Below are 11996 nucleotides of genomic sequence, written 5' to 3'. Positions count from 1 at the left end.
GATTAAAAACCTAACTGAAGATCGACATCGATTGATACGATGGCATAGACACAAACAATGACAAAGATATTCAGTACGACACCGAGGAAACCTGGACCCGTACGACCTTTTTTAATGAACAGTTCAATAATGCCAAATGGAACTGCGGCCATTGCAAAAGGAAGCATTTGAAAAGAATAAAATGTCACGTTGCTGATAATGGCGAGGTTTAGCATGAGCAGGGATAATATCGCTGTGCCGACAGAAATCCAGCCAAATACATTATGCTCTTTAAAAATTCTTACCAATTCCATAATTCCACCTCGCTCACTTTTGCCGTTTTAATGCGTTTTGTCTTTACAAATTTCTCAATTTCTTTAGAAGGTCCAGTGACCACAGAGCCATAAACGGTGACGCCATTTTGATCGATATAGCGTATACGATTAGACAGATCAAGATCAGGTCTGCCAGAGATCGTTGTTGCCCATGTCGGGTGCTGATTAACATAAGCAAGGGCATCTTTGAATTGATCCACCTCAGTTTTTGATGTGTGCTGAAGCTCTTTTAAAAATTCAGAGTCCTTCCCAGGAAAGCCGATAGGCCGCTGATTTCCACTTAATGAATCCTCTGTTTTAATCGCATTCCACAGCACTTTCATATCATATTTTTTAGCAAAGGAATAAATATCCTTTGGTGTGTAAGCTCTATCATAGGATACATACACTTCACTTACTGTTCCTTCAGGAAGCTTGTCTAACGTAGTGAGTGTTTGTTTTTTTGAGGCATCTGCCTGCGCCGAAGGATGGGTAAAGAAACCCTCCGTTTCGCGTGCGCTGTCACCATAATAAGAGATAGTAGGCTGCTTTAATTTATCGAAAAACATCTCGATTTGTTCACTGCCAATGGCTTCTGTTTTATTGCCAATTTGTTTTTGCAGCTTCAATTCGGTGTTCATCCCAAAAAGCTTGACCTGACCTTTTAAATCCTTCATATCAATGGCCACGTTTGGTTTGGTCAAAGCGACTGTGACAGCGGCTGTTTCCATGAAGTGATTGCCTTTGCTCTCGGCTCCGCCAACGCCGTAGTATAAATAACTTCCTAATGTACAAAGCGGTAAAATAATGAGTGTCGATATGACAGCAAGTACGGAAATACGTAAATATGACTTTCTCTTTCCGTATTGTAAAATGGCTTTTTGCTTCTCAGGACTGATGGAAAAATCTGTCCAATCCGAGTCGTTCAGTTCCTGGCTTAAGCGTTTTTCGTTTTCTTCAAGCTCTTCCTCAAACGCTATCATTTCTTCCTCATTCATCTCACCATTATTATATTGTTCCCATCGCTTGTTAAACTCTTCATTCATCATTAACACCTCTGTTGTAAAGTGCTTTTAGGCGCTGCCTTGCACGAAATAAAACACTTTTGAAATTTGCTTCAGTAATATTCATGACCTTGGATGCTTCCTTGTAATTTAGTTCTTTTAAATAATACAATGTCAACGCTTCCTTGTAGTTATCTGGAAGCTGCTCTAAATACATGGTGAGGACTTCCTTTATTTCAACCTGTTCAGCAGGGCTTTGTACAGACGTTTGTAAAAGACCGCCAATGAGGTCATCCGATATGGTCACTTCTTTTTTATGTTTCCTGACATAATCAATAAAAGCATTTCGTGCCACCTGAAATAACCAAGGTTTCACTTTGCTATGGTCGTAGGAATGAATATGTATATACGCACGCATAAAGGTTTCCTGCAATAAGTCTTCTGCCAAATGTTTGTCTTTTGTCATGGAGAGCAGAAACCTGTAAACATCGTTCATATACATTTGATAAATTTCATCGATCGTCACTGATTTTTCTCCCCTCTATGTTATACACGCATAAGAAAGGCATAAAGTTGCACGAAACTTCTCATTACCGTACATTACTCATTTCTTTCGCCGAATCAAAATCATTTCTCCTTATCATAGCGAAATTTGCATCATTTATAAAGTATTTTCAATAGAACAAATCAGGAAAAAACATCGAAAAACGACAAAATTGGACACAATTCCTATTCTATTCTCCCCTAAAACCTGGTGCTTGAATACAGGCAGAACGTTCATTTTTAAACGAAAAAAATAGGGAGGATTGGACTGTGTACAAATTTTTAGTACCAGGTAATAAAAAATTTGTTATAATAGAGACAAATCCTTCATTCTTCAAACAAAGGAAGTGCACTATGTATAAATTTTCAGGCTATACCGTCAAACTATTATTTGGTCTCCGAGGTGGAATCAAAGTATATCAAAAAGAGAATCTGCCAACTGATCGGGGTTTTGTCATTGCTTGTACACATGAGGGTTTTGTGGATGTTCTTGCATTAGGCGCAGGAATTCTTCCGTTTGAGATCCACTACATGGCGAAAAAAGAATTGTTTGCAAATAAATGGATCGGTGGATTTTTAAAAAAGATTCATGCCTTTCCTGTTGATCGAGAGAATCCTGGGCCAAGCAGTATTAAAACGCCCATTAAATTATTAAAAGAGGGAAAGATCGTTGGGATTTTTCCAAGCGGAACACGTACAACAGAGGATGTTCCTTTAAAAAGAGGGGCGGTTACCATTGCGCAGCTCGGTAAAGCGCCAATTGTTCCAGCCGCATACAAAGGACCTTCAAATGCGAAAAGCCTTTTCAAAAAAGGGAAAATGCGCTTAATCATTGGTGAACCGATTGAGCTGTCTGAATTTGACCATCTGCCGCCAAAAGAAAGATTAGGTGCCATGACAGAAGTATTAAACACAAGAATCAAAGAGCTAGAAGCTCAATTAATGGAAAAGGCATAAGAAAAACGACCGCTTGCTTAGGCAAGGGTCGTTTCAGCGTGTAGACAAACCCTCGCATTCGGTGTCAGTCCTGCGTGCCGGTGCTCACGAATGCTCAATTCGCTCCGCTCCGGTACTCGTCCTTCCTAGACTTCAAAGGTTTTCTATCACGCTGAAAAAGAAGACAAAGGGCTAAAATAAAATCATTTTAGCCCTTTGTCCACAATGTGAAACGCCCACTTGCTTAAGCAAGTGGGCGTTTTTTGTTACGAAGCGCCTTCTTCAGCTGCTTCTAATAATTGTTCATTTAACTTTTTTACTTCGATGTATGCCACATGGTGTCCATCGACTTCATTAATAATAAATTCATAGCCTTGTTCACGAATGGCGTCATTTTTCTCTACTTCATATTTCTGAGTAAGGAACCAGCCGCCGATTGTGTCGACCTCTTCATTATCAAGCTGTGTACCTAATAGCAGGTTGACTTGATCAACAAGGACCTTCCCATCAAAGATGTAATGGTCTTCTCCAAGTTTACGTACTTCATTGATTTCATCAATGTCGAACTCATCACGAATTTCACCAACGATTTCTTCAAGGATGTCTTCAACGGTCACAAGACCTGCTGTACCGCCATATTCATCTGATAAAATGGCCATGTGTACACGTTCACGCTGCATTTTGAGCAGTAAATCATGAACAGGAACCGTTTCAATCACATGAATAATCGGATTGACAAACTTTTCGATCGTATCGCTTGTAGAGCACTCACCGCTAATGCAGGCAGTGAGAACCTCTTTAATATTGAGAACACCGATAATGTTGTCTTTGTCGCCATCTTCAATTGGATAACGTGTATATTTCTCTACCTTTGTTACCTTCAGCATTTCCTCAATGGTAATATCATACGGGAAGCTGACAACTTCGGTACGAGGAATCATAATTTCTTTCGCCAGACGGTCATCAAATTCGAAAATTTTATTTACATATTTGAATTCAGACTGGTTAATCTCGCCGCTCTTATAGCTCTCTGATAAAATAATCCGCAATTCTTCCTCAGAGTGCGCCATGTCATGCTCAGATACTTGCTGAAGACCGAACGCTTTCGTTAACAAACGAGCAGATCCATTTAATACCCAAATGAACGGGAACATCACTTTGTAAAAGATCATCAGTGGTCTAGCAAAAAGAAGGGATACTTGCTCAGCCTTTTGAATGGCGAGTGTTTTCGGTGCAAGTTCTCCAACGACAACGTGTAAAAACGTCATGATACTAAACGCAATAATAAAAGTGACAATAGAACTAGCTGATTGAGGAATGGACAACTCTGCAAAGAGCGGCGCAAGCATATGCGCAATTGTTTCTTCCCCTAACCAACCAATACCAAGGGCGGTAATGGTAATACCAAGCTGACAGGCTGATAGGTACTCATCAAGGTGAGTCGTTACATGCTTGACAGCAACTGCTGTTTTATTACCTTCTGCGATTAACTGATCAATTCTTGAGCTTCTTAAGCGAATGATCGCAAACTCTGATGCAACGAAAAACGCGGTTAAAGCTATAAGTAAAGCAACTATGAGTAAATTAACTATGTCCAATTAAGGCCTTCGTTCTGACTTTGAGAACGAAGGTAACACCTCCTGTTTAGTAAAAATTTTAACTTAACAGCAGTAAAAATGATTGGACAGCCGTCATTTTTTCAGGAGTAAGCTGCTCTTTTAGTTTTTCACGTTGTTCTGGCTGAAGCTGCTTACAACGTGCCAAAATGCGGTCCATATGCTCATTCATCCGATCGATATCAGAGGTTAAATGGACAAGTTCATCATGATCTTCCTTTTGAGAAGGGAATTGTTCATCTAATCTGGATTTGATGTCAGAAAGAGCCAATCTCTGCTGTTTGCAAAGAACGATTAATTGTAATCGTTTTAAAGCATATTCATCGTAATAACGATAATTTGAGCAAGATCTAACAGGCGCAAGCAAACCTAGATTTGTATAATAATCTACAGTTCGTTTCGTCACCTGTGCAATCTGTGCTAGTTCACCAATACGATACTTTTTCTCAGCCCCATCTGAACATCTCCTCCTAACCGTCACGTTATAGTTTATGAAAATAGTTTAATATAATTCTAGTCTGAAACACAAGTTAATTGTTCATATTTCCTGCCAATAAGAAGAAACAGAGGAGGATTTCCCTCAATTTAGTCAGTCATGTCAAAAACAGCATGATGATACAGGAATTTTCAGATTATTTATGGTAAGATAAAATGAATACCGTTTCATATATATGTAGAGAGGCGGAATTTTACGTGAACCGGAGGTGGTTAAGTGGGGCCCTCAATGTAGTCTTATTTAATCAGTTAACCGTTTTGCAAAACATAACATCATCAATCAGGAGGTGACTCCTTGTTCTTCTAAGAAAGAGCAAGGTTAAATGGACGATATTGTTAATCTGAGTATAGTCGGTGTTTTGATTGCTTTAACAGCTTTCTTTGTTGCATCTGAATTTGCCATAGTAAAGGTGAGAAGTTCAAGAATTAATCAGCTTGTTGCCGAAGGGTCCAAAAAGGCCATCATGGCGAAAAAGGTGACATCAAGGCTAGATGAATATTTGTCAGCCTGTCAGCTCGGTATTACAGTGACATCCCTTGGTTTAGGGTGGATAGGTAAGCCGGCTGTGAAAGAACTTTTGGTTCGAGGTTTTGGTTTGACAAACATTCCTGATTCAGCAATCAGCCTGATCTCAGCAACACTTGCGTTCTCTATTATTACCTTTTTGCATGTAGTTGTAGGTGAGCTTGCACCAAAAACGCTTGCCATTCAAAAGGCGGAAAAAATGACACTATGGCTGTCAGGCCCGCTGCATGCATTTTATATCCTTATGTTCCCTTTCATTTATGTGTTAAACGGATCAGCCCGTCTGCTAACTAAAATGATGGGCATCGATATGGGGTCTGAAAAAGAACATTCCCATTCTGAAGAGGAACTGAAGATTTTATTATCTGAGAGCTTAAAAAATGGGGAAATCAACCCATCAGAATATAATTATATGAACAAGATTTTCGATTTCGATAATCGAATTGCCAGAGAGATCATGGTACCGCGGAGAGAAATTTGTGCGATTCCAGAAGATATGCCGTTAGATGATATCCTCGCCATCATGACGCAGGAAAAGTATACACGTTTCCCTGTGTTTTCAGGAGATAAAGACCATGTCATCGGCATGTTGAACAAAAAGCAGCTCTTTGCAGATCTTGTGTATCAAGGTGAAAAAGATCAACTGAAAATTCAAGATTATATATATCCAGTGATTGAGGTTATCGACACGATTCCTATTCAAGAGCTTCTCGTCAAGATGCAGCGTGATAGAATGCATATGGCGATCTTAACTGACGAATATGGCGGAACGTCTGGACTTGTCACAACGGAAGATATTTTAGAAGAGATTGTCGGAGATATTCGAGATGAATTCGATGAAGATGAACAGCCAGTTATTCAAAAAAGAGCCGATCATCATTATGTTTTAGATGGCAAAGTGAGATTAGATGAAATTCAAGATTTGATCGAGATCTCTTATCATGATGAGGAAATTGATACAATCGGCGGACTCATCTTAAAAGAGAATATTGATATCAGAGAAGGACAATCCGTCTATCTTGATGATATTCGAATGAAAGTGCTGGAAATGGATGGACGCTACGTTAAAAAGATCGATTTGAAAAAAGGCGTCACATCGTCAGAAAAAGGCAGTGCACGCACGGGACTTGATATAAAGGAGCCGCTGCTAGTAAACGAAATGACCTTGAGCGAAAAATAAGCTCAAGGTTTTTTTAGGTATTTAGTCTCTTTTTAACGAATGTATGTTCGGTATATAATAAGAACAAACGTTCGATAAAGGGGGATGGACATGCTTTGGTATGAAACAGCAAGTATCACGGAGAAAAAAACCTCAATGAAACGAATTGAGTTTCATTTAAAGAATTTCAAAAATTATCAAGCAGCAATTTTAAATATCGAAAGGCAGCTTGAAAAAAGAAGCCCGCATCATCTCGACCACATGACACGGAAAAAGTTAGAAGAGCAAAAAAATCAGTATGAACTCATCGTTGCTTGTATTGAAACGGCATTAAAAGAGTTGGACGAAATAGAGCAGCAGCTCATCGATTACAAATATTTTCGAGATTGGCGGATGGCAAAGTGTGCTATGGAAATTGGCTATAGTGAAAAAACACTCTTTTTGATGAAGCGCCAGCTGATGGATCAGCTGCTCATCAGCTTAGCCGCCATCACCAATATTTAAAGATGCTGTCCTATTTGATAAAACGCAGCAAAGAGACATAAAGATCCGATGATTGTGACCAATAAGTAGACAGCAAGTTGTCCAATTTGCCGCTCATGCAGCATGGCCGCAGCTTCTACACTAAATGTAGAGAAGGTTGTAAAACCACCGAAAAAACCAGTCCCAATGATCATAAGCAGCGGATCATTGTCAGTTACTGCACCTGTCAGTAAACCTAAACCGGCAGCGCCGAGTAAGTTGATGAGAATAATACTATACGGAAAACGAGTATGAAACTTGGTTTTCTGAATCGATTGACTGAGGAAAAATCGAAGGGCACTGCCCATCCCGCCGGCCACAGCTGTATAAAATACAATCATTTATCTGCTTCCTTTCGGCTGCTCATCTTGTTGAAAGAGGCGCTGAGCGGTGATCAGTCCACATAAGGCAGCGCCCACTCCAGCAATCACTGAGAGTACAATGTACATGATACTTGATGTGAACAGTCCATCCTGTAATAAGAGAACCGTTTCTTTAGAAAAAGTGGACATTGTCGTAAAACCACCGCAAAATCCTGTTCCGATCAAAGCAGCAAGATATTTTTTTCCTTTCCGAAACATAAAATAACCTGTTGAAAAGCCAAGAAGCAGACTGCCTGTCATGTTTTCAATCAGTGTTGCATAGGGGAATGTCTGGCTGACAACGGATTGGCTAAGTTCATATCTGCAAAGAGTACCAACCAATCCACCGATAAATACGGCGAGATATGCTTTCATTTACATCATTTCTCCTTTAGAAAAAATGGCGGGTGATCCGTCACCACTCCATCAATGGGGTATGTTTTCATCCTGTCGGCTGTTTTTTGATCTTTCACTGTCCATATAAAGACATCCATTCCAAATGAGTGGATGCGATCAATCCACCATCTGTTGATCATCGTTTTCTTCATATTAAGGCAATCCGCAAAGGAGCTGTACTCCGCTAATTTCCTTTTCGTCAGTTTGAAGGCAGAGGGTTTTATAATAAAAGCTGTTCGAAGAGAAGGGGCGTAAGCTTTGACTCTTTGAAGTGCATTGGCATCAAAAGATTGAACCATGATGTGACGAGAATAGGCAAACCGGTTGATGATGTCGACAACTGCCTTTTCAATCCCAATCTGCCGTTTTGGATGCTTGATCTCAATCAGTATCCCGACACGCTGACTGTATCTTTCAAGAATTTCCTGTAAGGTGGGAATTCGTTCGTTGGCGTACTGAGAATCAAACCAGCTTCCTGCATCCAGTTTCTTCAGCCGATCAAGTGTATAACCTTTCACTAAACCGCTTCCGTTACTCGTTCGATCAACAGTATCATCATGGATGACGGCTACGTGCTGATCCATTGTCAGCTGGACGTCCAACTCAATATAATCCGCACCCTGCTGAACGGCTAAATCAAATGCGGCGATTGTATTTTCTGGGGCAGCGCTTGGAGACCCTCTATGCGCGATAATATACACATGCTCCAGCTCCTGACATAAGTTCTGGTCTTATCATATCAAATTTTTGCAGTTTTTCCTTCTTTACTATATGGTACGAGGGAGAGCTGTATGTAATGGAACATGGCATATGGTGAGTAAGCATCGTGTATGAAAGGTGAAAAGTTGCAGGAATATCCCAAGCTCTTATTGAGTAAATCTGAACTACATCATTTTTTCTTCGATCAATTTTGTCCAAATCGTCAGCGTTCGTCAAAATATTAGTGCTTTCGTCATGTTGACTGAAAATTCTGATGTTTTATAATGATGAAAAGGAGGCGAGATGATTGGGTAAAGGGAGAATTAGAGTGGAAGAACGTATTAAGGCCGAAACGGATGCTGAAATGTTTAAAGCGACTCTCCTTGATCAGGCTCAGAAGAAAAAGTAGTTTGCTGCCCGTCGATATGTCTCTAGCCAAAATTTCATATTTGAACTTCATGCCTCGGGATCAGTCCCGAGGCTTTTTATGTAGAGGTCAGACATTTAAGAGAGGACATGAACGAAGGTTATATTATAAACTAGAGAGGATTGTTTTAAAGGAGAGAGACAGACATGTTTACACAAAAATGGATGGATACATATTTTACAGTAGATATTGCGATCCAAATTGGTATTAGCCTTTGTATTTTATTGCTTTTTTTATTGCTTCGGAAAGTATTTACGAAGTATTTATTTCAGCTTCTGTTTAGGCTGACGAATCGGTCTAAAACGGAGGTCATTAACCAAATTGTTGTGGCATTTGAAAAACCAGCGAGGCTGTTTTTCGTGGCACTTGGTTTATATTTTGCGTTAAGACAGGCACCATACTTTGAGCATCATATGGATGTCATCATTAAATTGTATAGATCTTCTATTATATTGATGCTGACGTGGGGGCTTTGTAATTTAACCGCTGCATCTTCTTTCTTGTTTCAAAAGGTCAATTCGAAATTTGAATTAGATATGGATGATATTTTAGCACCATTTTTATCAAAGGTACTTCGCTTCATTATTATTGCACTGAGTATTAGTGTCATTGCACAAGAATTTAATTATGACGTAAATGGACTTGTGGCAGGTCTCGGTCTAGGTGGTCTAGCCTTTGCGCTCGCCGCTCAGGATACAGTGGCTAACTTTTTTGGAGGGATTGTCATCATTACAGAGAAGCCTTTTACGATGGGCGACTTTGTGGAGACACCAAGTGTTCTTGGGACTGTGGAGGACATTACATTTCGAAGTACAAGGTTTCGAACACCTGCTGAAGCCGTCGTGACCGTTCCGAATTCTACGCTTTCAAAGGAGCCAATCACAAACTGGACAAGAATGAATAAACGTCAGATCACGTTCTCTGTTCGCGTTTCCTACAATACACCAAAGGAAAACATTGATCAGTGTATTAAGCGTCTCAAACAGATGCTTCACGAGCATGATGGTGTGCATAAGGAGACAATCATGGTAAATCTCGATGTACTGGCAGACAGCTATTTGAACTTGTTTTTCAACTTTTACACAAACACGACAGCTTGGTCTGAAAACCTTGATATTAAGCAGGATATTAACTATCGCATCATAGATATTTTCCACGAGGAAGGCGTAGAATTTGCTTTCCCTGGTCAGGCCATTTATATGAAACAAAAAGGTGAGAAGCAGCTGGGTGAATAAAGGAGGAATGGTGCGTGGACCAAACAAAGGTGGATGTGTTAAGAGAGAAATTATCGCAGGCTTCACATATCACAGTACTCTCAGGTGCAGGTATGAGTACAGAATCGGGTATTCCTGATTTTAGATCAACGGGTGGTCTGTGGACAGAAGATACTTCCCGCATGGAGGCGATGAGCCGATCCTACTTTTTATCAAATCCTCATCAATTCTGGCCGAAATTTAAGGAATTGTTTCAGATGAAAATGAGTGGAGAATACGAGCCAAACAGCGGGCACACCTTTTTAGCCAGCCTTGAGAAACAAGGGAAGCATGTGGATATTTTTACCCAAAATATTGACGGTCTTCATAAAAAGGCGGGAAGCCAGCATGTATATGAACTCCATGGCTCCATTCAAACGGCCACTTGTCCATCGTGTCAGGCGGTATATGATCTGCCTTATTTATTAAAAGAAGAGGTGCCGGTCTGTCAAAGGGTTTCCTCAGACGGCAGTACGTGTGGACGTGTGCTAAAAACAGATGTTGTCCTATTTGGCGATATGGTCAAACATTTAGACCAAGTGGAAACATCACTTCAGAAAACGGACATGCTCCTCGTCATGGGGACTTCCTTGGAGGTAGCGCCAGCAAGGTATATTCCAGAAGATGCAGCTCATGATCCTTCCATCTTCATGGTGATGATGAATTTGAGTGAAACAGAATTCGATCCGCTTTTTGATCTTGTCTTTCATGAGCGGATTGGCGATCTCGTGAAAGCTTTATAAATCATTAAAAAACCCGCATCCTAAAGGTGCGGGTTTTACTTTATTGCTGCAGCGGCTTCATTGTTTCATCAAGGACTTCAAATGTATAGCCCTTTGCCTTTAGCTGCGTAATTAAGCTGCTTAAGTATTTTGCCGTCGCCGGCTGATCATGCATTAAGATGATTTTTGGTTCTTTTGGATATTTTGTCTCCAGCACTTGCAGCTGATTTAATACCTCTGGTACATATTTTGAGCTTTTATATTTCCAGTCAAGACTGTCAATGGTCCAGTCCCAGTAGACAAAGCCTTTTTGTTTTAAACGTGCTTTTTGCTGATCGGTTAAATTTGGGGTGCTGCCATAAGGTGTTCTCACAAGATGGGTATACTCACCTGTGACAGAAGCCAAAATGCGCTGATCTTCCTTCATCTCGTTAACAGGAGAATCTTTTTTTTGATAAAAGCGTTTCACATCATGGGTGATGCCATGAAGCCCTAATTGATGACCTTCTTGATGGAGTCTTTTCACAGCTGCTGGGTGTTCTTTAATCTGCGGTCCGAGCATAAAGAATGTGGCTTTCACTTGATGCGCTTTTAGCACATCTAACAGCTGATTTGAAGTCGCTGATGGACCATCATCAAAGGTTAAAAAGATCGTTTGATCCGTTATATGTTTATTTGAATTGATCTTAAAATGTGCATCTAATGTTTTCCGAGAAGCATCTTTTGCTTTCATACTAGTGCTTGTGTCTCTAAATTGACTGCTCGCAGATAATTTCGCCGGCTGATCTGCTGCCTGCATATTGGTTTTGGACATATCCCAAATAAAAAAGAGGATCAGTGTCAGGATGACAAAACCAATCGCCTTTGAGAGCAGCATTGTGTTTGAAGGTGTCTGTTTTTTTTTAACCCGTTGCATTACAATCGCTCCAATAAATCAAAAATTTGTGTCGAACCATGTAGTGGATTCTGTCTTTTTCCGCTGTTTTTTGTCGTGTTTATATGGAGTAAGTATACAGGAAAAAAGAGCCTATGAATATAGAAGA

Annotated in this window: 15 protein-coding genes; 6 read left to right on the top strand and 9 right to left on the bottom strand. The window is 40.2% G+C overall.

Annotated features, from left to right (window positions below):
* Window positions 1–2: 2 nt before the first annotated feature.
* Genes JJ692_RS16360 through JJ692_RS16350 form a run of 3 tightly spaced genes read right to left on the bottom strand, consistent with a single transcriptional unit; the run spans window position 3 to window position 1823 of the window.
* Window positions 3–293: a hypothetical protein gene (locus tag JJ692_RS16360; RefSeq protein WP_024425288.1), complete on the bottom strand. Its 291-nt coding sequence runs from the start codon at window positions 291–293 to the stop codon at window positions 3–5.
* Window positions 281–1339, bottom strand: a complete 1059-nt coding sequence (locus JJ692_RS16355; RefSeq protein WP_024426591.1) for an anti-sigma factor — start codon at window positions 1337–1339, stop codon at window positions 281–283. The genes JJ692_RS16360 and JJ692_RS16355 overlap by 13 nt, the downstream gene beginning before the upstream one ends.
* Window positions 1332–1823, bottom strand: coding sequence for a sigma-70 family RNA polymerase sigma factor (locus JJ692_RS16350; RefSeq protein WP_024425287.1), 492 nt, complete (start codon window positions 1821–1823; stop codon window positions 1332–1334). The genes JJ692_RS16355 and JJ692_RS16350 overlap by 8 nt, the downstream gene beginning before the upstream one ends.
* Window positions 1824–2194: 371 nt before the next feature.
* On the opposite strand from JJ692_RS16350, the gene JJ692_RS16345 reads away from it, so the two are divergent.
* Entirely contained in the window at window positions 2195–2797 is a 603-nt protein-coding gene (locus tag JJ692_RS16345) for a lysophospholipid acyltransferase family protein (protein ID WP_024425286.1), read from the top strand.
* Window positions 2798–3042: 245 nt separating this feature from the next.
* Here JJ692_RS16345 and JJ692_RS16340 read toward each other — a convergent pair whose 3' ends face one another.
* On the bottom strand, window positions 3043–4374 hold the full coding sequence (locus JJ692_RS16340; RefSeq protein WP_024426590.1) for a hemolysin family protein: 1332 nt from the start codon (window positions 4372–4374) through the stop codon (window positions 3043–3045).
* Window positions 4375–4432: 58 nt separating this feature from the next.
* Complete coding sequence (locus tag JJ692_RS16335; RefSeq protein WP_034667702.1) at window positions 4433–4873, bottom strand: MerR family transcriptional regulator; 441 nt, start codon at window positions 4871–4873, stop codon at window positions 4433–4435.
* 337 nt (window positions 4874–5210) lie between these two features.
* On the opposite strand from JJ692_RS16335, the gene JJ692_RS16330 reads away from it, so the two are divergent.
* Complete coding sequence (locus JJ692_RS16330; protein WP_044333777.1) at window positions 5211–6593, top strand: hemolysin family protein; 1383 nt, start codon at window positions 5211–5213, stop codon at window positions 6591–6593.
* Between the two features lie 90 nt (window positions 6594–6683).
* Window positions 6684–7076 carry a hypothetical protein gene (locus tag JJ692_RS16325; RefSeq protein WP_024425732.1) on the top strand — a complete coding sequence of 131 codons (393 nt, stop codon included), beginning with the start codon at window positions 6684–6686 and terminating at the stop codon, window positions 7074–7076.
* Here the strand turns inward: JJ692_RS16325 and crcB (JJ692_RS16320) are convergent.
* From crcB (JJ692_RS16320) to JJ692_RS16310, 3 genes are read right to left on the bottom strand one after another with little or no spacing between them, the layout of a single operon-like run.
* Window positions 7073–7435 (bottom strand): fluoride efflux transporter CrcB, encoded by a 363-nt coding sequence (gene crcB, locus JJ692_RS16320; protein ID WP_044333775.1) that lies wholly within the window; start codon window positions 7433–7435, stop codon window positions 7073–7075. The genes JJ692_RS16325 and crcB (JJ692_RS16320) overlap by 4 nt on opposite strands.
* On the bottom strand, window positions 7436–7831 hold the full coding sequence (crcB, locus tag JJ692_RS16315; RefSeq protein WP_044333773.1) for a fluoride efflux transporter CrcB: 396 nt from the start codon (window positions 7829–7831) through the stop codon (window positions 7436–7438).
* A 5-nt stretch (window positions 7832–7836) separates the two neighbouring features.
* Window positions 7837–8553, bottom strand: coding sequence for a glycerophosphodiester phosphodiesterase (locus JJ692_RS16310; RefSeq protein WP_044333771.1), 717 nt, complete (start codon window positions 8551–8553; stop codon window positions 7837–7839).
* 305 nt (window positions 8554–8858) lie between these two features.
* Between JJ692_RS16310 and JJ692_RS16305 the strand changes: the two genes are divergently transcribed.
* The 3 genes from JJ692_RS16305 (at window position 8859) to JJ692_RS16295 (ending at window position 10974) form a co-directional block, all read left to right on the top strand.
* A complete protein-coding gene (locus JJ692_RS16305; protein ID WP_017360338.1) occupies window positions 8859–8960 on the top strand; it encodes a YhdX family protein in 102 nt (33 codons plus the stop codon).
* Between the two features lie 164 nt (window positions 8961–9124).
* Complete coding sequence (locus JJ692_RS16300) at window positions 9125–10213, top strand: mechanosensitive ion channel family protein (RefSeq protein ID WP_024425736.1); 1089 nt, start codon at window positions 9125–9127, stop codon at window positions 10211–10213.
* A gap of 29 nt (window positions 10214–10242) precedes the next feature.
* On the top strand, window positions 10243–10974 hold the full coding sequence (locus tag JJ692_RS16295; protein ID WP_370880876.1) for an NAD-dependent protein deacylase: 732 nt from the start codon (window positions 10243–10245) through the stop codon (window positions 10972–10974).
* A gap of 40 nt (window positions 10975–11014) precedes the next feature.
* Here the strand turns inward: JJ692_RS16295 and JJ692_RS16290 are convergent, their stop codons facing one another.
* Window positions 11015–11869 (bottom strand): polysaccharide deacetylase family protein, encoded by an 855-nt coding sequence (locus tag JJ692_RS16290; protein WP_151039228.1) that lies wholly within the window; start codon window positions 11867–11869, stop codon window positions 11015–11017.
* Between the last annotated feature and the right edge of the window lie 127 nt (window positions 11870–11996).

The organism is Bacillus sp. 3a (genome assembly GCF_017161885.1).
GTDB lineage: Bacteria > Bacillota > Bacilli > Bacillales > Bacillaceae > Bacillus > Bacillus safensis.
The sequence above is the reverse complement of the archived record's forward strand: the minus strand, read 5'-3'. Positions and strand labels throughout refer to the sequence as shown.